Origin of the sequence: Streptomyces sp. NPDC096013, from assembly GCF_044763565.1 — a bacterium.
Taxonomy (GTDB): Bacteria; Actinomycetota; Actinomycetes; order Streptomycetales; family Streptomycetaceae; genus Streptomyces.
Genome location: NZ_JBIWGK010000005.1, coordinates 403,456 through 423,763, shown reverse-complemented (window position 1 = coordinate 423,763; position 20,308 = coordinate 403,456). Strand labels below are relative to the sequence as shown.

Genomic DNA, 20,308 nt, shown 5'->3' with positions numbered 1-20,308 from the left:
GGATTCACGACCCCACCCCCCACCCCCCCTCGCCACCCCGCATACCGCTCGGTATGCTCGCCGCCAAGAGGCGACGAAGCCCTGGGAGGCCCCGTGTCCCGCACCGCCCCGCGTATCTGCCCCCTGTGCGAAGCCACCTGTGGGCTGACGCTCACCATCGAGGGCACCCGGGTCACCGGCGCCCGGGGTGATCACGACGATGTGTTCAGCCGGGGGTTCATCTGCCCCAAGGGCGCCTCCTTCGGTGCCGTCGACAGCGACCCCGACCGGCTGCGCACCCCGCTCGTCCGCAAGGACGGCGAGCTGCGCGAGGCCACCTGGGACGAGGCGTTCGACGCGGTCGCGGCCGGCCTGCGCCCGGTCGTCGAGCGGTACGGCCCGCACGCCGTCGGTGTCGTCCTCGGCAACCCCAACGTGCACACCATGGCGGGTGCCCTCTACCCGTCCGTCCTGCTCGGCGCCCTCGGCACCCGCAGCGTCTTCACCGCGTCCACGGTCGACCAGATGCCCAAACACGTCTCCTGCGGCCTGCTCTTCGGCGACGCCAACGCGATCCCGGTCCCGGACCTCGACCACACCGACCATCTGCTCCTCATCGGCGCCAACCCCCTTGAGTCCAACGGGAGTCTGTGCACCGCGCCCGACTTCCCCGGCAAGCTGAAAGCCCTCAAGGCCCGCGGCGGCACCCTCACCGTGATCGACCCGCGCCGCACCCGCACCGCCAAGCTCGCCGACCGCCACATCGCGGTCCGCCCCGGCGGCGACGCCCTGCTGCTCGCGGCGATGACCCACGTCCTCTTCGACGAACACCTCGTGCGGCTGGGCGAGTTGGCCCCACATGTGCAGGGGGTGGATGAACTCCGAGCCGCCGTACGGGACTTCACCCCGGAGGCCGTGAGTGGCGCCTGTGACGTCACCGCCGACGAGATCCGCGCCCTCGCCCGCGAACTCGCCGCCGCCCCGACCGCCGCCGTCTACGGCCGTATCGGCAGCTGCACCGTCCCGCACGGCACCCTGGCCAGCTGGCTCGTCGACGTCCTCAACATCCTCACCGGCAACCTCGACCGTCCCGGCGGCGCCCTCTTCCCGCAGGCCGCCACCGACCGGGCACCCCGGCCCGCCGGACCCGGCCGCGGGTTCGCGCTCGGGCGCTGGCGCTCGCGGGTGAGCCAATACCCTGAGGCCAAGGGCGAGTTGCCGCTCTCCGCGCTCGCCGAGGAGATCGACACCGCGACCGCCGAGGGCGAACCGATCCGCGCGCTGATCGCCGTCGCCGCCAACCCCGTGCTCTCCGCACCGGACGGCGCCCGCCTCGACAAGGCCCTCGGCTCACTGGACTTCATGGTGAGCGTCGACCCGTACCTCAACGAGACCGCCCGCCACGCCGACGTGGTGCTGCCGCCGCCCCCGCCGTCCCAGAGCCCGCACCACGACTTCGCGTTCAACACCCTCGCCGTCCGCAACCAGGTCCGCTACACCCGCCCCGCGATCCCCCTGGAGCCCGGCCGGATGGCCGAGACCGAGATCCTGGCCCGGCTGATCCTCGCCGCGAGCGGCATGCACGGTACCGACCCCGCCGCCGTGGACACGATGGTCATCGACCAGACCCTGGGGAAGGCCGTCACGGACCCCGACTCGCCCGTCCACGGCCGTGACGCGGGCGAGCTCGCCGCCCGGCTCACCGGCGACACCGGCCCCGAGCGACGGCTCGACATGATGCTGCGCCTCGGCCCCTACGGCGACGGCTTCGGCGTACGGCCCGACGGGCTCACCCTCCAGCAACTGCTCGCGCATCCGCACGGCATCGACCTCGGCCCGCTCGCCTCCCGCCTCCCGCAGCCGCTCAAGACCCGTAGCGGCAAGGTCGAACTCCTGCCCCAGCCGATCCTCGACGACCTGCCCCGGCTCCGGCAGGCGATGAGCGAGCGCGCCGAGGGACTCGTGCTCGTCGGCCGCCGGCATCTGCGCTCCAACAACAGCTGGATGCACAACGTGCCCGCCCTCACCGGCGGCACCAACCGCTGCACCCTGCACATCCACCCCGAGGACGCGGAACGCCTCGGCGTTGCCGACGGAGCGCCGGTCCGGATCAAAGGCGCCGGAGGAGAGGTGACCGCCCCCGCCGAGATCACCGACGCGCTGCGGCGCGGGGTCGTGAGCCTTCCGCACGGGTGGGGACACGACCGTCCCGGCACCCGGCTCAGCCACGCGGCCACCGATCCGGGTGTCAACGTGAACCAGCTGCTGGACGGCAGTCAGCTCGACCCGCTGTCGGGCAACGCGGTGCTCAACGGCGTGCCCGTGGAGGTCGCCGCCCTCACCGCACCGCTGTGACCTGGAGTTTTGCGCTTATTGCTCGCGCGTCAACATCTTGTTAACAGCGCTTTGCGCGACCTAACGTCGTCGGACCGCCGTCCCTGGTGGGAGTTCAAAGGCGAACGTTAGGTGTTCCACTCATGCTGACCATCCTCGGGTTCACCATGATCGCGACCTTCCTGGTCCTGATCATGCTGAAGAAGATGTCGCCGATCGCGGCGCTCGTACTGATACCCGCCCTGTTCTGCGTCTTCGTCGGAAAGGGCGCCAAGCTCGGCGACTACGTCATCGACGGCGTCACCAGCCTCGCGCCCACCGCGGCGATGCTCATGTTCGCGATCGTCTACTTCGGCGTGATGATCGACGTGGGTCTCTTCGACCCGATCGTGCGGGGAATCCTCAAGTTCTGCAAGGCGGACCCGCTGCGCATCGTCGTCGGTACGGCGGTCCTCGCCGCGATCGTCTCCCTGGACGGCGACGGCTCGACCACCTTCATGATCACGGTCTCGGCGATGTACCCGCTGTACAAACGCCTCAAGATGAGCCTGGTCGTGATGACCGGCGTCGCCGCGATGGCCAACGGCGTGATGAACACGCTCCCTTGGGGCGGGCCCACCGCCCGCGCCGCGACCGCCCTCAAGGTCAGCGCCAGCGACATCTTCGTCCCGATGATCCCGGCCCTCGCCGTCGGCATGCTGGCCGTCCTCGTCCTCTCCTACGTCCTCGGCCGCCGCGAGCGCAAGCGGCTCGGCGTGCTGACGCTGGACGAGGTGCTCGTCGAGGAGCCGCAGACCGAGACGGTGCTCGTGGGAGCCGGCGGCGACGGCAACAGGCGGGCCCGAACCGGCGGTTCGGGCTCCGGCGCGGACGCGGACGCCGAACTCCCCGACGAGGACGAGGGGTTCCAGGGCCTCGACCCCAACAGGCCCACCCTGCGCCCCAAGCTGTACTGGTTCAACGCGCTGCTCACGGTCACCCTGCTCACCGCCATGATCATGGAGTGGCTGCCGATCCCGGTCCTCTTCCTGCTCGGCGCCGCCCTCGCCCTGACCGTCAACTTCCCCCACATGCCCGACCAGAAGGCCCGCCTCGGCGCCCACGCCGAGAACGTCCTCAACGTCTCCGGCATGGTCTTCGCCGCCGCCGTCTTCACCGGAGTCCTCCAGGGCACCGGCATGGTCGACCACATGGCGACCTGGCTGGTCGACAACATCCCCGACGGCATGGGCCCGCACATGGCCTTCGTCACCGGCGTGCTCAGCATCCCGCTCACGTACTTCATGTCGAACGACGGCTTCTACTTCGGCATCCTCCCGGTGCTCGCCGAGGCCGGGAACGCCCACGGTGTCTCGACCCTGGAGATCGCCCGCGCCTCCCTCGTCGGCCAGCCCCTGCACATGTCCAGCCCGCTGGTGCCCGCCGTGTACGTCCTGGTCGGCATGGCCAAGGTCGAGTTCGGCGACCACACCCGGTTCGTCGTCAAGTGGGCCGCCCTGACATCACTGGTGGTGCTCGGGGCAGGAATCCTCTTCGGCATCATCTGACCCACGGCACAAGGGACTTCACCATGACGCCCGGCAGGAACCGCGGCTGGCTGCTCCGCCTCGTCATCGCCTTCAGCTTCACGCAGGGGGCGGTGTCGATGGCCCGCCCCGCCGTCTCCTACCGGGCCCTCGCACTCGGCGCCGACGAGCGGGCCATCGGCGTCATCGCGGGCGTGTACGCACTGCTCCCGCTCTTCGCCGCCGTACCGCTCGGCCGCCGCACCGACCACGGCCGCTGCGCGCCCCTGCTGCCCGTCGGCGTGATCCTCATCTCCGGCGGCTGCGCCCTGAGCGGACTCGCGGGCTCCCTCTGGACGATGGCCATGTGGAGCGGAGTGATGGGCCTCGGCCATCTCTGCTTCGTGATCGGCGCCCAGTCGCTGGTCGCCCGCCAGTCCGCCCCGCACGAACAGGACCGCAACTTCGGCCACTTCACCATCGGCGCCTCCCTCGGCCAGCTCATCGGTCCGATCGCCGCGGGCGCCCTGATCGGCGGCTCCGACATGGCCGGCACCAGCGCCCGCGCCCTCCTCGTCGCGGGCGCGGGCGCCGCCGTCTCCTTCACATCCCTCTGGCGCATCGAGGACCGTACGGCCGTCAAGTCCCGTACCGAGCAGGGCGATCCGGTGCCCATGCGGAGCATCCTGGGTGCCCGGGGCGTCCCCGCGGGCATCTTCATCAGCCTCTCCGTGCTCTCCGCGACCGACATCCTCACCGCCTACCTCCCGGTGGTCGGCGAACACCGGGGCATCGCGCCCTCCGTGATCGGCGTCCTGCTCAGCATCCGCGCGGCGGCCACCATCGCCTGCCGGCTGGTCCTGACCCCGCTGCTCCAACTCCTCGGCAGGGCGGCCCTGTTGACCGCGACCTGCCTGCTGGCGGGCGTCCTGTGCGCGGGTATCGCCCTGCCGCTGCCGGTGTGGGCCATCGGCCTGATGCTCACGATCCTGGGCTTCTGCCTGGGCGTCGGCCAGCCCCTCTCCATGACCACGGTCGTACAGGCCGCCCCCGACGGCGCCCGCTCCACCGCCCTCGCCCTGCGGCTCACCGGCAACCGCCTCGGCCAGGTCGCCGCGCCCGCCGGTGCGGGCCTCGTCGCCGGAGTCGCGGGCGTGGCCGCGCCGTTCGTGATGCTCGGCGCGCTGCTGGTGCTCTCGGCGGGGGTCGCGCTGCGGTCGAGGGGCGGAGCCGCCCGGGAGACGACGGCACCCGAGGCGGTTCGGCGCCGGGGGTCGTCCTTGAGCCGGAAGGGCGATATCTAGAGGTATCTGACGGTCCGTACGGCGATGCGCGTGCGTTCGGCCCGTCGAATGTGAAAGGGAATCAGGTCACAGAGCAATTCGTACGATAATCACCTGATTCGGAGGGCTGTTCATGCCGACCTCATTCCTGCCCCGTAGAGCCGCCGCCTGGACGGTTCTCGCCGCCGCGGCGACCGTCGGCCTCGGAGCGCCCGTCGCCGTCGCCGCCCCCGGCGACAACGGAGACGTCAAGATCCACGAGGTGGGCACGGCCTTCACCGACCAGCGCAACCAGCCGAAGGTCTGCGACTTCTACCTCGACGCCTTCAACTTCGACAGGGGCCAGCAGGTCACCTGGTCCATCGAGACCCAGCCGTCGATCCCGGGCGGCGCGACCCGCTCCGGCTCGATCACGATCGCGACCAAGGCCGGCACCGGCCACACCATGCCCATCGCGACACTGCCCAACGGCATGTACAAGCTGACCTGGACCTTCACCGGCGAGCACGGTGCGGGCAAGCACAAGGTCTTCAAGGTCGACTGCCCGACAACGCCCGGCGGAGGCACCACGGGTGGTCCCGGCGGCGGACCGGGCGGCCCGAACGGCGGTCCGCCCGCCGGTGGCGGCGGGCTGGCCCGCGAAGCGGCCCTGACCCCGCTCGCGGGCGCCGCGGGAGTGGGTCTGGCGGCGGTCGGCGGGGTGGTCTGGTTCCGGCGCCGCCGTCCCCATGGCGCGTCCTGAGCGGATGCGATGAACTCCAGCGCCGCCCCGCGCCCCACCCGGGCGCGGGGCCCCGACACCGCCCACCCACACCAGGCGCCACACCCGACCGAACACACCACACCGCCCGCCACCGCCTCCCGCGAGGCGTCGGACCGGACCGCTGCCGGCGGCTGTGCGGGCGGCACCGCCTCCCGTGGGCCGTCGGCCGGCACCCCCACCCGTGAGGTGTCGGGCCGTACTGCCTCCTCCGGGACCCCGGCCCGCACCACCCCGCGCGGGACGCTCGGCCGCACCGCCACCCGTGGGCCTTCGGCCGGCACCCCCACCCGTGAGGTGTCGGGACGTACTGTCCCTTCCGGGACCCCGGGCCGCACCACGCCGCGCGGGACGCTCGGCCGCACCGTTGCCCGGGGGGCATCGGCCGGTCCCGCTGCGCGCCGGACCTCGGGCGGCAGTGCTCCCCGCGGGACACGGGGTGGTGGCGCCTCCCGCGAGGCGTCCGGGCGGGCCGCCCTGCCTGGGGCATCGGGTCGTCCTGCCCCGCGTCGGACGGCGGGCCGCGTCGACCCCCGCGCGACATCGGTCCGCCGCGCCACCCGGGTGGTGCGGCGTCGGCGGCCCTGGTATCGGAGGCGTGCCTACCGGCTCGTGCGGACCTTTCTGCTGGCCGTCGTGGTGATGGCCGGCGGTGCCCGGTGTGCCGGGGGTGCGGACCCCTCCGGTTCCGCCCGGGTGGTGGCGTCGCCGGCGGGTGCCTCCGGGGCGGACGCGGGGGACTCCGGCTCGGGGCGGTCCGCTGCCTCGGGTGCGGGCGCCTCCCGTCCGGCCCGGTCGGCGCCCCCGGCCGTGGGTGACCGTGTGGACGGGCGTGGTGGGCGGCGGTCGCCCCCGGCGCGCCCCGCGCCGCCACCCCGGCCCCTCCCGCGCTCCCGTGCGACCGGGCTCGTCATCCCCTACCTCGGGGTCGACGCGCCGGTCATCCCGCTCCGGCTCGGGCGTGAACGGCGTATGTCCGCGCCGCCGGACGACGATCCGAAGCGGGTGGGCTGGTACGCGGACGGGCCCACGCCGGGCGAGCAGGGCACCGCCGTCGCCGTCGGACACCTCGACACCATGACCGGCCCCGCCGTCTTCGCGGGCCTCGGCCAACTGAAGCCCGGCCGCCTGATCGAGGCCCGCCGCGCCGATGGCCGGACCGCCGTGTACACGGTCGACGCGGTACGGACGTACGAGAAGGCGCACTTCCCCGACCGGGAGGTCTACGGCGCCCGCGGCCGGCCCGAACTCCGTCTCATCACCTGCGGCGGCAGTTTCGACCACCGGACCGGCTACTCGGGCAACACCGTCGTGTTCGCCCACCTCACCGCGGTCCGCGAACCCGGCCGCTCCCACTGAACGCGATCGTCCGTTTTCTCACCACCCGGACCGACCCGCCCGATCCCGTCCGGTCTCTTCCCCCGTGCGCGCACATTCCGTTAGCTTCCGTGACTCACAAGCCTCGTACGGCCCGTGCGAGGTGTCCGGATCGCGGAGCACCGTCGCCCAAGTGAGCCCCCGGGGGCACTCGTCATGACACGCGCCATCTCCCTGCACGACGTCAGCAAGGCCTACACGCGAGGCGTCCGCGTGGTCGACCGGATGTCGCTGGACATCGCGCCGGGGGAGTTCCTCGTCCTGCTCGGGCCGTCCGGGTGCGGCAAGTCGACCGTGCTGAGGATGATCGCGGGCCTGGAGCAGATCACCGAGGGCGAGTTGCGGCTCGACGGCGAGCTGGCCAACGAACTCGCCCCCTCCGACCGGGACATGGCGATGGTGTTCCAGAACTTCGCCCTCTACCCGAGCATGACCAGCCGCGACAACATCGGCTTCCCGCTGCGCATCGAGACCCCCGGCGAGGACCCGCGCGCCCGCGTCGACGCCACCGCCCGCATGCTGGGCATCGAGGACCTCCTGGAACGCTTCCCCAGCCAGCTCTCCGGCGGCGAACGCCAGCGCGTCGCCATGGGCCGCGCCATCGCCCGACACCCCTCCGCCTTCCTCATGGACGAGCCGCTCTCCAACCTCGACGCCAAACTCCGCAACCACCTCCGCGCCGAAATCTCCGCCCTCACCCGCAAGTTGGGCGTCACCACGGTCTACGTCACCCACGACCAGGCCGAGGCCATGTCGCTCGGCGACCGGGTCGCCGTGCTGCGCGGCGGCGTCCTCCAGCAGGTCGGCACCCCGCGCTCGGTGTACGCGCTGCCCCGCAACGTCTTCGTCGCCGCCTTCATCGGCACCCCGCGCATCAACCTCCTCCGGGGCCTGGTCCGGGCCCCGTTGGACGGTGCGATGACCATCAGCCTCGGCAAGCAGTACCTCCGGCTGCCCGAACCCCTGTGCCTGGACCACCAGTTGCTCCGCGTCCAGCAGGGCCGTGAGGTCATCGTCGGTCTGCGCTCCGAGGCCGTGCGCATCGCCAAGCCCGCCGCCGCCCGCCCCGGCGAGGTGGCGATCAGCGGTCTCGTCGAGCACGTCGAGTTCCAGGGCCACGAGGTCCTCGTCCACTTCAACACCGGCTCCCGGCCCGCCGTCGTACCGGAGTTGGAGGCCCCGCGTCCGGTCCGCCCGGTCCGCCGCCGCCGACGCGAGGGCAGCGTCCTCGGGCGGCTGCGGGAGCGCGCGGGAGCGTTGCGCGCCGGTCCCGTGGTGGCCCTGGACCCCTCGGTGGAGGCGGCGGCCGACCCGGTACCGCCCGAGGGCCGCCTCCCCGGCGATCTCGTCGTGCGCACCACCCCCGACATCGAACTCCGGTACGGCATGCAGGTTCCGCTGCTCGTCGACATCGACCACCTGTTCGTCTTCGACCAGCACGGCGACCGGATCTCCCCGGCCCCGGCGCGGCTGCCCGACCTGGAGGAGTGACGCCCGGTACGGATAGGCGCATGAACGTGCACTTCACCCGAAACCGGTCAGCCCTCGCCGTCGCCGGCCTCCTCCTGGCGGTCGCGGCCCCCACCGCCTACGCGAGCCTCGACACCGCGAACGCGAGCCCCGACCCCAGGACCGCGCCCGCGCCGACGCGCGGAACGCCGTACATCGAGACGCAGCTCTTCTTCGGCACCGAGCGGCCGGACGGCGGACCGGCCGTCACCGAGCGGCAGTTCGCTGACTTCGTCGACAAGGAAGTCACGCCCGGCTTCCCGGACGGGCTGACCGTGCAGGAGGGGCGCGGGCAGTGGCGGGACGCGAACGGGCGGGTCGAGAAGGAGCGGTCGTACGAGCTGATCCTGCTGTATCCGGTGTCGGCGGCGGGCGCGAACGACCGGAAGATCGAGGAGGTCCGGCGGGCCTACGAGAAGGCCTTCGGGCAGGAGGCGGTGGCCCGGGTGGACGACCGGACCCGGGTCGACTTCCGAGGTGCCCGCCCCGCGGCTTCCGAGGTCTCCGCGGGTCTGTGACCCGGGGTCTCTGGCGCCGGAAAACTAACATCGCTAGTTTGTGAGGCGGACGACGTAGTCACGCCCGGGAGGCAGCACGATGAAGGCACACGACGGCATGTACATCGACGGCGCCTGGCGCCCCGCCGCGAGCGGGGACACCATCGACGTGGTGAACCCGCTCGACGAGCAGGTGATCGACCGCGTCCCGGCCGGTACCGCCGCCGACGTCGACGCCGCCGTACGGGCCGCCCGTGCCGCCCTCCCGGGCTGGGCCGCGACCCCGCCCGCCGAACGCGCCGCCCGACTCGCCTCGCTGCGGGACGTGTTGGCGGCCCGCAAGGACGAGATCGCCGAGACGGTCACCGCCGAACTCGGCTCACCGCTCGCCTTCTCGCAGGCCGTCCACGCGAGCGTGCCGATCGCCGTAGCGGGCTCCTACGCCGAACTCGCCGCGTCCCACGCCTTCGAGGAGAAGGTCGGCAACTCGACGGTCTACCAGGAGCCGATCGGCGTGGTCGGCGCGATCACCCCCTGGAACTACCCCCTCCACCAGATCGTCGCCAAGGTCGCCCCGGCCCTCGCGGCGGGCTGCACGGTGGTGCTCAAGCCCGCCGAAGACACCCCGCTCACCGCCCAGTTGTTCGCCGAGGCGGTCGACGAGGCGGGCATCCCGGCCGGTGTCTTCAACCTCGTCACGGGCCTCGGCCCGATCGCGGGACAGGCCCTCGCGGAACACCCGGGCGTCGACCTGGTCTCCTTCACCGGCTCCACGGCGGTGGGCCGCCGGATCGGCGCGACGGCGGGTGCCGCGGTCAAGAAGGTCGCCCTGGAACTGGGCGGCAAGTCCGCCAACGTCATCCTCCCGAGCGCCGACCTCGCCAAGGCCGTCAACGTCGGCGTCGCCAACGTGATGTCCAACTCCGGCCAGACATGCAGCGCTTGGACCCGCATGCTCGTCCACCGCGACCAGTACGACGAGGCGGTGGAGCTGGCGGCGACGGCCGCCGCCAAGTACGGCTCCCGCATCGGCCCGGTCGTCAACGCCAAGCAGCGGGCGAGGGTGCGCGGTTACATCGAGAAGGGCATCGCGGAGGGCGCGCGCCTGGTGGCGGGCGGCCCCGAATCCCCCTCCGGGCAGGGCTACTTCATCAGCCCGACCGTCTTCGCCGACGTCACCCCGGACATGACGATCGCCCAGGAGGAGATCTTCGGCCCGGTCCTCTCGATCCTCCGCTACGACGACGAGGACGACGCCGTCCGCATCGCCAACGGCACGGTCTACGGCCTCGCGGGCGCGGTGTGGGCGGGCGAGGAGGCCGAAGCGGTCGCGTTCGCACGGCGGCTGGAGACCGGGCAGGTGGACATCAACGGCGGGCGCTTCAACCCCCGTGCCCCGTTCGGGGGTTACAAGCAGTCGGGGGTGGGCCGGGAGCTCGGCGCGCACGGGCTGTCCGAGTATCTCCAGACCAAGTCCCTTCAGTTCTAGACCCCTCAGGAGGCCTCACATGGTCCGCGCCGCCGTACTGCCCGCCGTGGGCGCCCCGTTGGAGATCGCCGAGATCGACCTCCCGGACCCCGGCCTCGGCCAGGTCCGCGTCCGTCTCGCCGCCGCCGGGGTCTGCCACTCCGACCTGTCCCTCAGCAACGGCACCATGCGCGTGCCCGTCCCGGCGGTCCTCGGCCACGAGGGCGCGGGCACGGTCATGGCCGTGGGGGAGGGCGTCACGCATGTCGCACCCGGCGACTCGGTCATCCTCAACTGGGCCCCGTCCTGCGGCACTTGCCACGCCTGCACGCTGGGCGAGGTCTGGCTCTGCGCCAACGCGCTCAACGGCGCCGCCGATGTCCACGCCCGCCGCAGCTCCGACGGCAGCGACCTCCACCCCGGCCTGAACGTGGCCGCGTTCGCCGAGGAGACGGTCGTAGCGGCGTCCTGTGTCCTGCCGCTCCCGGAGGGCATCCCGCTGACGGACGCGGCCCTCCTCGGCTGCGCGGTCCTCACCGGCTACGGCGCGATCCACCACTCGGCACAGGTCCGGGAGGGCGAGACGGTGGCCGTCTTCGGCGTCGGCGGAGTGGGCCTGGCGACCCTTCAGTCCGCCCGGATCGCGGGCGCCACGACGATCGTCGCGGTCGATGTCTCCCCGGAGAAGGAGGAGTTGGCCCGCGCGGCCGGGGCGACGGACTACGTGGTCGCCTCCGAGAACACCGCCCGCGAGATCCGCACCCTCACCGGAAAACAGGGTGTCGACGTCGCCGTCGAGTGTGTGGGCCGCGCGGTCACCATCCGTACCGCCTGGGAATCCACCCGCCGAGGCGGCCGTACGACAGTCGTCGGCATCGGTGGCAAGGACCAGCAGGTCACCTTCAATGCCCTCGAACTCTTCCACTGGGGACGCACGTTGAGCGGCTGCGTCTACGGCAACTCGGACCCGGCGAAGGACGTTCCGGTGCTCGCCGAACACGTCAGGGCCGGACGGCTGGACCTCGGCTCGCTGGTGACGGAACGGATCGCGCTGGACGGGATTCCGGGGGCGTTCGAGAACATGGTGGCGGGGAAGGGCGGACGGGCCCTGGTCATCTTCTGAGGCCGGCCGCCGGTAGCGCAGGGTGGCCGTCTCCAGCGCAGGGCGGCCGGGAGCGCCGGTCACTTTCCGACGGGCGCTTCCTCGGGCGGCGGCTCGACCGCGACCACCGGAGCCGCCGCCGCACCCGTACCGCTCACGGCCCCCGCGTTCCGCGCCCGGGACCGCGACACCGCCACGCCCGCCAGGCACAGCACGCCACCTGCCAGCGTGAGGAGACCCGGCACCTCGCCCAGCAGCAGCCACGACATCAGGACGACCAGCGCGGGCACCGCGTATGTGGTCGCGCCCATCTTGCCTGCGGTGGTCCGGGCGAGGGCGTAGGCCCAGGTCGTGAAGGCGAGCGCGGTCGGGAAGACGCCCAGGTAGACCATGTTGAGGGTGGCGGAGACGGGTGCGTCGGCGGCCTGCTCGACCAGCTGTCCGGCGAACGGCAGGCACATCACCGCCCCGACGAGACACCCGAACGTCGTCACCTGAAGGGCGCTCGCCCGCGCCAGGGCCGGCTTCTGGGCGACGACCCCACCGGCGTACGCGACCGCGGCGAGCAGACACAGCACCACACCCAGCACGGACGAACCGCCCTCGCCCGACATGGAAAGCCCCACCGTCACCGCGCCGGCGAACGACACCGCCATCCCCGCGAGCAGCCGCGGCGGCATCGCGTCTCCGAGCAGCCGGGAGCCGAGCAGGGCGATGAGGATCGGCCCGATGTTGACGACGAGGGCGGCGGTGCCGGCGTCGACCTGCTGCTCGCCCCAGTTCAGGACGACCATGTAGAACCCGAACCACAGCACGCCCGAGACCGCGATCCCGCGCCACGCGGACCGGGGCGGCACGCCTGCCCGTCGTACGAGAGAGATCACGCCCAGCGCCAGCGCTCCGCCGGCCAACCGGCCCAGGGCGAGCGCGCCCGGCGAATAGGCGGATCCCGCGCTGCGGATGGACACGAACGCGGACGCCCAGAGCACGACGGTGACGACCGCTGCGGCTGCGGCTGCCCGTTCGGGACGGCGGAGGGGGTTCGTCATGCCATGAGGCTAGACGGCGGAAGAGCGGCACCGCTGGCGGAAATCGGACGCCATCGTCGGGGCAGGGGGTGGGGGTTCTGTGAGATGCCGGGTGCAGGTGGGCGGTGGCTGGTCGCGCAGTTCCCCGCGCCCCTTCGGAGCGCGCCCCACGCGAACCTCCCAGGGGCGCGGGGAACTGCGCGACCGGCCACGACGCTCGCGCACCCGGCATCTCACAGAACCCCCCACCCCCATAGCCGGCGCCTGCCCCCCTACCCCCCGACCACCTCATCGAACTGCCTCGCCAACCCGTCCAGCAACGCCGCGAGCCCCACCTCGAACGCCCGCTCATCGACCTTCTCCTGCTGCTCGGCCAGCAGATGCGCCTGCCCGAGATGCGGATAGTCCGCGGGATCGTACGCACTCTCGTCGTCCACGAACCCCCCGGCGAACGACCCCAGCGCCGACCCCATGATGAAGTACCGCATCAACGCCCCGATCGACGTGGCCTGAGCCGCGGGCCACCCGGCATCGACCATCGCGCCGTAGACCGCGTCGGCGAGCCGCAGCCCCGCCGGCCGCCGCCCCGGCCCGGTCGCCAGCACAGGCACGATGTTCGGATGGTCACGCAAGGCGGACCGGTAGGACACGGCCCAGTCGTGCAGCGCCGTACGCCAGTCCCGCCCGTCCGAGAACATCGACAGATCGACCTGCGCGCTGACCGAGTCGGCGACCGCCTCCAGGATCTGGTCCTTCGTGCGGAAGTGGTTGTAGAGCGAGGGGCCACTCACGCCCAGCTCCGCGGCGAGCCGCCGCGTGGACACGGCCGCGAGGCCCTCCGCGTCCACCAGTACCCGCGCCGTCTCGACGATCCGGTCGGTACTGAGAAGGGGCTTGCGCGGTCGGGCCATGCCGCACATAGTAGGGCTGCGAGAGCGAAACTAGCAGTGCTAATTTAAATGTGCAGCAGTCGATGTACGGCCTTCCACTTGGGGTGACGCGCAATGAACCTGGGACTGAGCGAGGAGCAGGAGGCCGTACGGCGGCTCGCCGAGGACTTCGTGAACCGCGAGATCGCCCCGCACGTCATCGCCTGGGACCGCGCCGAGGAAATCGACCGCTCGATCGTCAAGAAGCTCGGCGGAGTCGGCTTCCTGGGCCTGACCATCGACGAGGAGTACGGCGGCTCGGGCGGCGACCACCTCGCGTACTGCCTGGTCACCGAGGAACTCGGCCGGGGCGACTCCTCCGTGCGCGGCATCGTCTCCGTCTCGCTGGGCCTCGTCGCGAAGTCGATCGCGGCCTGGGGGAACGAGGAGCAGAAGCGGCGCTGGCTTCCCGGCCTCACCTCCGGCGAGTACGTCGGCTGCTTCGGCCTCACCGAGCCGGGCACGGGTTCCGACGCCGGCAACCTCACCACCCGGGCGGTCCGCGACGGCGACGACTACGTCGTCAACGGCACCAAGATGTTCATCACGAACGGCACCTGGGCCGACGTGGTCCTCCTCTTCGCGCGTTCGACCGACGCCCCCGGACACAAGGGCGTCTCCGCGTTCCTCGTCCCGGCCGACACCCCCGGCCTGACCCGCCGCACCATCCACGGCAAGCTCGGCCTGCGCGGCCAGGCCACCGCCGAGATCGTCCTGGAGGACGTGCGCGTGCCCGCCTCCGCGATGCTCGCCCCCGAGGGCAAGGGTTTCTCGGTCGCCATGTCGGCGCTGGCCAAGGGCCGGATGTCGGTCGCGGCGGGCTGTGTCGGCATCGCCCAGGCCGCGCTCGACGTGGCGCTCCGCTACGCCGGGGAGCGCGAGCAGTTCGGCAAGCCCATCGCGCAGCACCAGCTCGTCCAGGAACTGATCAGCGACATCGCCGTCGACGTGGACGCGGCCCGCCTGCTGACCTGGCGCGTCGCCGACCTCATCGACCGGGGGCTGCCCTTCGCCACCGAGTCCTCCAAGGCCAAGCTCTTCGCCTCGGAGGCCGCCGTGCGCGCCGCCAACAACGCGCTCCAGGTCTTCGGCGGCTACGGCTACATCGACGAGTACCCGGCGGGCAAGCTGCTGCGCGACGCCCGCGTGATGACCCTCTACGAGGGCACCAGCCAGATCCAGAAACTCCTCATCGGACGCGCGCTGACGGGCGTCTCGGCGTTCTGAGGGCCGCTCGTCCCACCTTCGGCTTCCCGCTGAAGGCCGGTTCTGAGTACGTGAGTTGAGTATCCGCACGGATGCCGTGGGGGCCGTGGCGCCCGATGCTGTCCCCATGAGTGAAGCATCGGGCAAACCGCAGAACACGGCCGCCTTCTACGGCCAGGCCGTCGCGTCCTTCTCCGTCGCCATCGCGGCGACCGCCATCGGCATCTTCAAGCTGCACGCCGACGCCTGGGTACGGGCCTTCCTCGCGATCGCCGTCCTGTATCTCGTCACGTCCTCCTTCACCCTCGCCAAGGTGATCCGGGACCGGCAGGATGCGTCGCGTACCGCCTACAACCCGTTCGAGAAGCTCTGAGCGGGGAGACTAAGCGCTCGCTCAGGTTCGGCGGTATGGTGGACCCCTTGTCATCGAGAGGGGTTCACGAGCGATGAGTACGGCGGAGGAGACGACCGCGGGCGACCCGCAGGCCTGGGCAGAGGTCACGCCCGACGCGGCCCGGCGGCTGCTGATCGCCGCCGTGGAGGCCTTCGCCGAGCGCGGCTACCACGCGACGACCACCCGGGACATCGCGGGCCGCGCCGGCATGAGCCCGGCCGCGCTCTACATCCACTACAAGACCAAGGAAGAGCTGCTCCACCGGATCAGCAGGATCGGCCACGAGAAGGCCCTCGACATCCTGCGGACGGCGGCGGGGCGAGAGGGCAGCGCCGCCGAGCGGCTCGCGGACGCCGTCAGCTCCTTCGTGCGCTGGCACGCGGGCGGGCGCACCACCGCGCGGGTCGTGCAGTACGAACTCGACTCGCTCGGCCCGGACGCCCGCGCCGAGATCCTGGCGCTGCGCCGGCAGGTCGACGCCGAGGTGCGCGGGATCGTCGAGGACGGGGTGGCCGACGGCTCCTTCGACGTGCCCGACGTGAAGGGCACCACCCTCGCGATCCTGTCGCTGTGCATCGACGTGGCCCGCTGGTTCAGCCTCGACGGCCCCCGGACACCGGACGAGGTCGGCGCGCTCTACGCCGACCTCGTGCTCCGGATGGTGGGGTCCAAGTAGCTTCCGTACCGGGGGAGGCGGTCTCGGTCAGAGGTAGTAGCGCGACACCGACTCGGCCACGCACACCGGCTTGTCGCCGCCCTCGCGCTCCACGGTGAACGCGACGGTCACCTGGACGCCGCCCGGCACGTCGTCCACGCCGGTGATCGTCGCGGTGGCGCGCAGCCGGGAGTCGACCGGGACCGGGGCGGGGAAACGGACCTTGTTCGTCCCGTAGTTGACGCCCATCCGCACGCCCTCGACCTTGATCAGCTGTGGGCCGAAGAGCGGGAGCAGCGACAGGGTGAGGTAGCCGTGCGCGATGGTGGTCTTGAAGGGGCCGGCCGCCGCCTTCTCCGGGTCCACGTGGATCCACTGGTGGTCGCCCGTCGCCTCCGCGAACAGGTCGATCCGCTTCTGGTCGATCTCCAGCCAGTCGGTGTGCCCCAACTGCTCACCGACCGCCGCCCGCAGGTCGTCGACGGAGGTGAAGATCCTCGGCTCTGCCATGTCCTGTCCCGGCCTCTCACGTCATCCAGCACGCCATCACATACCTAAGCAACTGCTTAGCATGGTCGGCTCCGGGGTCCCTGTCAACGGACCACGGGTGTGACGCGGTGGGTAGGCTCTGACGGGTGCCTCAGATCCCGATGAAGATCCACGAGCTGACGGTCGGCCAACTCGCCGCACGCAGCGGAGCCGCCGTCTCCGCGCTGCACTTCTACGAGGCCAAGGGCCTGATCAGCAGCAGCCGCACCACGGGCAACCAGCGCCGGTACACCCGTGACACCCTGCGCCGGGTCGCCTTCGTGCGGGCCGCGCAGCGCGTCGGCATCCCGCTGGCCACGATCCGCGAGGCGCTCGCGGAACTCCCCGAGGAGCGCACCCCGACCCGCGAGGACTGGGCGCGCCTTTCCGAGGCCTGGCGTTCCGAACTCGACGAGCGCATCAAGCAGCTCAACCGCCTCCGCGACCACCTCACCGACTGCATCGGCTGCGGCTGTCTGTCCCTGTCGGCCTGCGTGCTGTCCAACCCGGACGACGTGGTGGGCGAGCGGGGCGCGGGTTCGCGGCTGATGACGGAACGGGGGGAGCGCGGAACGGGCCGCACGCCCCGGGACGAGGACCTGGACCAGGACTAGAACCCTGGACCGGGACCCGGTGCCCGAGGCGTGCGGCTGAGGACGGCGGCGGTCACTCGTACTCGGTGCCGCCCTTCCGCGTGAGATACGCGGGGCTGACCGCCTTGGCGATCGCCCGGCCGCCGGTCACCGCGCTGTAGCGCTCCGCCGCCGGACGGATCACGACCCCCTCGCGCAGATGCAGCCCGCGCCCGGACACGGTCTCCCGCCCGCTCGCGACCTCCAGCACCCGCTCGACGTCGTACGGCCCCTCGTACAGCCGGGGTACCAACGGCAGCTCCCCGTCGAGGAGTTGGGCGGCGTCCAGCCACCGCACGACCCCGTCGATCTCGGCGGACACGTCGAACACGGCATAGCCGAGCGTCTCGCGGCGGCCATCGGCGCCGTAGGTCAGGTCCTGTACGCCCGCGCCGAAGACCTCGCCGAAGATGCCGACCCGGCGGGCGCCGAGCCGTTCGGCGAGGCGGGCGGCGGCCTCGGGGACGCCGTGGCCGCGGACCGCTCGCCAGTACAGGTTGCGCGGATCTTCCTTCAGGGCGAGGGACTTGGCGCCGAAGCCCTTGGAGCAGACCTGCACGCGACCGCCCCCGTCTCCGCCCTCGTGCTCGGCGAAGTAGGTCAACAGGCAGGCGGAGCCGTGGAGTTTCTCGGTCAGGACCACATCCTCGCCCGGTTCGAAGATCCCGGGAAACCGCTGGATGTTCTCGATGTCCACCCAGGGCAGCAGATCGGGCGCGTGCTCCACGTCGCCGTCCATCGTGGGCGGGATCGGCGGCACCCACTTGACGATGCCGAGCCGCTCCGCGAAGTCGGTGCCGTCCAGGGCGGCCCGGGCCAGGTCGACGTCGGCGAGGGCCTTGGGCCGGCACACGATGCCCTGCGACAGTTCACCGCGCAGCCGCACCGCCCTGACCCGGTCGTGCGTGCTTCCCGCGAGGCGCCCGGTGAGCCCCAGCTCCTCGATCAACTCGACCGGCAGCACGGCCTGTTCGGGGATGTAGACGGCGGTCTCGCCGGTACGGAACGCACCCTTGGCGACCACGGCCCGGTACAGCCCGACCTGGGCCAGCTCAAGGGCATCGGCGTTCGGGTGCTCATGCACGGTCAGCACTTCCGCGGTGACACGCAGCGTCGACATCGGGACTCCTCGGGTTCCTCAACCGGGTTTCATCGCCCTCAACTGTCCTGAGCCAAAAGGGGTGGAGCGACCGAATTAGCGGCTGCTAGCTTCGGCGGTGCCGAACTCCTCTCCCTGCCCTACGACGAGCGCCGGGCCGCCCTGTACTGAGCCAGCCCCTCGGTCACCAACTGGGCGTTGGACCGGGCCCGTTCGCCGGTCGGGAGGAGCAGGGTGTCCTCCAGGCCGATGCGGGTGGCGAGGCCCAGGCGGGCCGCGAGGCGGAGCACCGGCCAGGCGCCGCCGTCCTCGCCGTGGAGCAGTACCGGGTGCCCGTGGGCGTCGCCGAGAGCGGAGAGCAGCGCCCGCGCGGACGCCTCCGCCGTGTCCGCGGCCGGGTCGGTCACCTCCGCGAGTACCCGCAGCACCTTCGGACGGAGCGGTGACACGGCGAACCGGGTGGCGCCCTCCGTGCCGGACCAGATGCCCGCCTCCACACCGACACCCCGGTCCAGCAAGGCCGTCGCGACCTCCTCCGCGCCCGGCTCGTGCCAGTTGACCGACGCGTGGTCGGGGAGGACCGTCCACCCACGCACCCGCTCGGCCCGCGCCGCCGGGTCCGGTTCAGCCCACGCGCCCGTGGTCACGCCGATCGGGACCGACACCCGCGCACGGATCGCCTCCAGCGTCACCGCGAGGACCCTCGGCGACAACGTGTCATGTCCGCAAGGGGTCTTGGGATGAAGGTGGACATCCGTGGCCCCCGCCGCGACGGCCTCCACCGCGGCGTCGGCCAACGCCCCGGGCGAGACCGGCACCATCCAGCCGTCGGTGGCCCCACGGGCCCCGTTGAGACAGACCTGCACCATGCCCCGATGGTGTCACCCGCCACTGACAACCGCCCCGCGACCGGGTCTCCTCACCCCCACACCCACCGAATCCCCACCCGGCAGGGCCCCGCCCCCAACGCCACCGCGTGCACCGAGCCCGACGCGTCGACCCGGAGCCGTTGTTCGCGCGGTCGCCCGGCGCGGTGCCGGGGATCGAGGCTGTTCGTGCGGAAGGAGTAACACGTGCGCGGCAGGCACTCCTTGGCGAAGCGGACCTCAAGGAGGTGTTCGCGCATCGGGACGTGAATGGTGGTCTCGGCGCGCTGGGAGCAGGGGCGCGGGTCACGATGCTCGACGGTGTAGTCGACGATCACGGTCTCACCGCGTGCCAGGGGGCTGTCGAAGAGCAACTCGGCCGCCACCAGCCCCTCTTCGGGGATTTCGACGACCGTGCCGAGCCGCGCCGGTGCCGCCAGGCGGAAGCGGGGCAGCGGGCCGGGGCCGGGTGCGTCGAGGCGGTACACGGCGATCCACCGGTCCGCGCCGTCCGCCTCGGCGCGCAGCACCCGCCGGCTGGTCATCGAGCGGACACGGCGGTCGGCGTCCACGTCCACCCGGTTGTGACAGCTGAGCCGGGTCAGGCTGTCGTCCCAGCGAGTGTCGAGCGCGGCGAGGGCGGCGGTGAGGTCGTGGTGGTCCGACCAGGCCCGGGCGAGATCGGGGTGATCACCGTCCGGCGGCAGCCAGCGCCCGCGCGGCCGGGGCGGCCCCAGCAGCCCGGCCAGCGCCCCGGGCGGCAGCCGTAGGACGTCTTCGAGCACGGCGAGTGCGGCCAACGACCGTTGCCGCTCGGGCTGGTAGCGCCCGGACTGCCAGGAACTGAGCGTCGCCGACGCCACCGGGGTGCCCCGGCGCAGCAGCCGGTCCTGAATCCGGTCCAGACTGAGCCCACTCGCCGCGATGGCCGCCCGCAGTGCCTCGTGGAAGGGCATCGCCCCGGTGCCGGACGCGGAGTCCTCCGGCCCGGTCGGCGGCGGCGCGTCATCCGGTCCGGAGCCCGCGTACCCCGGTCCGGGCGGCGCGTACCCCCGTCTCGAAGGTGCCACGCTCTCCGGTCTCGTCCGCACGTACCCCGGTCTGGAAGTCACGTACTCCAGCTCAAGTCAAGGGTGTCGTGGGGCGGAAGGGCGTTG

General features: G+C 72.1%; 19 protein-coding genes. 13 read left to right on the top strand and 6 right to left on the bottom strand.

Translation table 11 applies throughout. From position 1 onward, the window contains the following. Window positions 1-93 precede the first annotated feature (93 nt). The 9 genes from ACIRB1_RS20005 (at window position 94) to ACIRB1_RS19965 (ending at window position 11,835) form a co-directional block, all read left to right on the top strand. Window positions 94-2,334: a molybdopterin oxidoreductase family protein gene (locus ACIRB1_RS20005; RefSeq protein ID WP_403466405.1), complete on the top strand. Its 2,241-nt coding sequence runs from the start codon at window positions 94-96 to the stop codon at window positions 2,332-2,334. Between the two features lie 122 nt (window positions 2,335-2,456). Then, window positions 2,457-3,860, top strand: a complete 1,404-nt coding sequence (locus tag ACIRB1_RS20000) for a citrate:proton symporter (protein WP_352180203.1) — start codon at window positions 2,457-2,459, stop codon at window positions 3,858-3,860. A 23-nt stretch (window positions 3,861-3,883) separates the two neighbouring features. Then, the gene (locus ACIRB1_RS19995) at window positions 3,884-5,122 is read left to right on the top strand and encodes an MFS transporter (RefSeq protein WP_403466404.1); all 1,239 of its coding nucleotides are present in this window, start codon (window positions 3,884-3,886) and stop codon (window positions 5,120-5,122) included. Window positions 5,123-5,234: 112 nt separating this feature from the next. After that, on the top strand, window positions 5,235-5,843 hold the full coding sequence (locus ACIRB1_RS19990; protein ID WP_403466403.1) for a hypothetical protein: 609 nt from the start codon (window positions 5,235-5,237) through the stop codon (window positions 5,841-5,843). Between the two features lie 630 nt (window positions 5,844-6,473). Continuing rightward, the gene (locus ACIRB1_RS19985; RefSeq protein ID WP_403466402.1) at window positions 6,474-7,220 is read left to right on the top strand and encodes a class F sortase; all 747 of its coding nucleotides are present in this window, start codon (window positions 6,474-6,476) and stop codon (window positions 7,218-7,220) included. Window positions 7,221-7,394: 174 nt separating this feature from the next. Further along, window positions 7,395-8,729 (top strand): ABC transporter ATP-binding protein, encoded by a 1,335-nt coding sequence (locus tag ACIRB1_RS19980; protein ID WP_352180207.1) that lies wholly within the window; start codon window positions 7,395-7,397, stop codon window positions 8,727-8,729. A 20-nt stretch (window positions 8,730-8,749) separates the two neighbouring features. Continuing rightward, a complete protein-coding gene (locus tag ACIRB1_RS19975) occupies window positions 8,750-9,265 on the top strand; it encodes a DUF3574 domain-containing protein (protein WP_352180208.1) in 516 nt (171 codons plus the stop codon). 79 nt (window positions 9,266-9,344) lie between these two features. Continuing rightward, window positions 9,345-10,733: an aldehyde dehydrogenase family protein gene (locus ACIRB1_RS19970; RefSeq protein ID WP_403466401.1), complete on the top strand. Its 1,389-nt coding sequence runs from the start codon at window positions 9,345-9,347 to the stop codon at window positions 10,731-10,733. A gap of 19 nt (window positions 10,734-10,752) precedes the next feature. Then, window positions 10,753-11,835, top strand: a complete 1,083-nt coding sequence (locus tag ACIRB1_RS19965; RefSeq protein WP_403466400.1) for a Zn-dependent alcohol dehydrogenase — start codon at window positions 10,753-10,755, stop codon at window positions 11,833-11,835. A 59-nt stretch (window positions 11,836-11,894) separates the two neighbouring features. Here the strand turns inward: ACIRB1_RS19965 and ACIRB1_RS19960 are convergent, their stop codons facing one another. Continuing rightward, window positions 11,895-12,863: a DMT family transporter gene (locus tag ACIRB1_RS19960; protein WP_403466399.1), complete on the bottom strand. Its 969-nt coding sequence runs from the start codon at window positions 12,861-12,863 to the stop codon at window positions 11,895-11,897. A 251-nt stretch (window positions 12,864-13,114) separates the two neighbouring features. After that, window positions 13,115-13,753, bottom strand: coding sequence for a TetR/AcrR family transcriptional regulator C-terminal domain-containing protein (locus tag ACIRB1_RS19955; protein WP_390921477.1), 639 nt, complete (start codon window positions 13,751-13,753; stop codon window positions 13,115-13,117). A gap of 93 nt (window positions 13,754-13,846) precedes the next feature. On the opposite strand from ACIRB1_RS19955, the gene ACIRB1_RS19950 reads away from it, so the two are divergent. The 3 genes from ACIRB1_RS19950 (at window position 13,847) to ACIRB1_RS19940 (ending at window position 16,047) form a co-directional block, all read left to right on the top strand. Further along, complete coding sequence (locus ACIRB1_RS19950; protein ID WP_403466398.1) at window positions 13,847-14,998, top strand: acyl-CoA dehydrogenase family protein; 1,152 nt, start codon at window positions 13,847-13,849, stop codon at window positions 14,996-14,998. A 106-nt stretch (window positions 14,999-15,104) separates the two neighbouring features. After that, a complete protein-coding gene (locus ACIRB1_RS19945) occupies window positions 15,105-15,350 on the top strand; it encodes a YiaA/YiaB family inner membrane protein (RefSeq protein WP_352180214.1) in 246 nt (81 codons plus the stop codon). A gap of 73 nt (window positions 15,351-15,423) precedes the next feature. Beyond that, window positions 15,424-16,047: a TetR/AcrR family transcriptional regulator gene (locus ACIRB1_RS19940; RefSeq protein ID WP_043681459.1), complete on the top strand. Its 624-nt coding sequence runs from the start codon at window positions 15,424-15,426 to the stop codon at window positions 16,045-16,047. A gap of 27 nt (window positions 16,048-16,074) precedes the next feature. Here the strand turns inward: ACIRB1_RS19940 and ACIRB1_RS19935 are convergent, their stop codons facing one another. Then, window positions 16,075-16,536, bottom strand: coding sequence for a MaoC family dehydratase (locus ACIRB1_RS19935; protein ID WP_352180215.1), 462 nt, complete (start codon window positions 16,534-16,536; stop codon window positions 16,075-16,077). A 125-nt stretch (window positions 16,537-16,661) separates the two neighbouring features. Between ACIRB1_RS19935 and soxR the strand changes: the two genes are divergently transcribed. Continuing rightward, window positions 16,662-17,168 (top strand): redox-sensitive transcriptional activator SoxR, encoded by a 507-nt coding sequence (soxR, locus tag ACIRB1_RS19930; protein ID WP_403466397.1) that lies wholly within the window; start codon window positions 16,662-16,664, stop codon window positions 17,166-17,168. Window positions 17,169-17,220: 52 nt separating this feature from the next. Here the strand turns inward: soxR and ACIRB1_RS19925 are convergent, their stop codons facing one another. From ACIRB1_RS19925 to ACIRB1_RS19915, 3 genes are all read right to left on the bottom strand, one after another. Continuing rightward, on the bottom strand, window positions 17,221-18,306 hold the full coding sequence (locus tag ACIRB1_RS19925; RefSeq protein ID WP_403466396.1) for an RNA ligase (ATP): 1,086 nt from the start codon (window positions 18,304-18,306) through the stop codon (window positions 17,221-17,223). Between the two features lie 119 nt (window positions 18,307-18,425). Continuing rightward, window positions 18,426-19,154, bottom strand: coding sequence for a 3-keto-5-aminohexanoate cleavage protein (locus ACIRB1_RS19920; RefSeq protein WP_403466395.1), 729 nt, complete (start codon window positions 19,152-19,154; stop codon window positions 18,426-18,428). A 50-nt stretch (window positions 19,155-19,204) separates the two neighbouring features. Further along, window positions 19,205-20,221, bottom strand: a complete 1,017-nt coding sequence (locus ACIRB1_RS19915; RefSeq protein ID WP_403466394.1) for a hypothetical protein — start codon at window positions 20,219-20,221, stop codon at window positions 19,205-19,207. Window positions 20,222-20,308 lie beyond the last annotated feature (87 nt).

What these genes read in the sequence shown, in the direction of transcription:
- ACIRB1_RS19945 (WP_352180214.1), top strand. Translation starts at nt 15,105, where the DNA reads ATGAGTGAAGCATCGGGCAAACCGCAGAACACGGCCGCCTTCTACGGC.
- ACIRB1_RS19965 (WP_403466400.1), top strand. Translation starts at nt 10,753, where the DNA reads ATGGTCCGCGCCGCCGTACTGCCCGCCGTGGGCGCCCCGTTGGAGATC.
- ACIRB1_RS19935 (WP_352180215.1), bottom strand. Translation starts at nt 16,536, where the DNA reads ATGGCAGAGCCGAGGATCTTCACCTCCGTCGACGACCTGCGGGCGGCG.
- ACIRB1_RS19980 (WP_352180207.1), top strand. Translation starts at nt 7,395, where the DNA reads ATGACACGCGCCATCTCCCTGCACGACGTCAGCAAGGCCTACACGCGA.
- ACIRB1_RS19995 (WP_403466404.1), top strand. Translation starts at nt 3,884, where the DNA reads ATGACGCCCGGCAGGAACCGCGGCTGGCTGCTCCGCCTCGTCATCGCC.
- ACIRB1_RS19960 (WP_403466399.1), bottom strand. Translation starts at nt 12,863, where the DNA reads ATGACGAACCCCCTCCGCCGTCCCGAACGGGCAGCCGCAGCCGCAGCG.
- ACIRB1_RS19950 (WP_403466398.1), top strand. Translation starts at nt 13,847, where the DNA reads ATGAACCTGGGACTGAGCGAGGAGCAGGAGGCCGTACGGCGGCTCGCC.
- ACIRB1_RS19920 (WP_403466395.1), bottom strand. Translation starts at nt 19,154, where the DNA reads ATGGTGCAGGTCTGTCTCAACGGGGCCCGTGGGGCCACCGACGGCTGG.
- ACIRB1_RS20000 (WP_352180203.1), top strand. Translation starts at nt 2,457, where the DNA reads ATGCTGACCATCCTCGGGTTCACCATGATCGCGACCTTCCTGGTCCTG.
- ACIRB1_RS19925 (WP_403466396.1), bottom strand. Translation starts at nt 18,306, where the DNA reads ATGTCGACGCTGCGTGTCACCGCGGAAGTGCTGACCGTGCATGAGCAC.
- ACIRB1_RS19970 (WP_403466401.1), top strand. Translation starts at nt 9,345, where the DNA reads ATGAAGGCACACGACGGCATGTACATCGACGGCGCCTGGCGCCCCGCC.
- ACIRB1_RS19955 (WP_390921477.1), bottom strand. Translation starts at nt 13,753, where the DNA reads ATGGCCCGACCGCGCAAGCCCCTTCTCAGTACCGACCGGATCGTCGAG.
- ACIRB1_RS19940 (WP_043681459.1), top strand. Translation starts at nt 15,424, where the DNA reads ATGAGTACGGCGGAGGAGACGACCGCGGGCGACCCGCAGGCCTGGGCA.
- ACIRB1_RS19975 (WP_352180208.1), top strand. Translation starts at nt 8,750, where the DNA reads ATGAACGTGCACTTCACCCGAAACCGGTCAGCCCTCGCCGTCGCCGGC.
- ACIRB1_RS19990 (WP_403466403.1), top strand. Translation starts at nt 5,235, where the DNA reads ATGCCGACCTCATTCCTGCCCCGTAGAGCCGCCGCCTGGACGGTTCTC.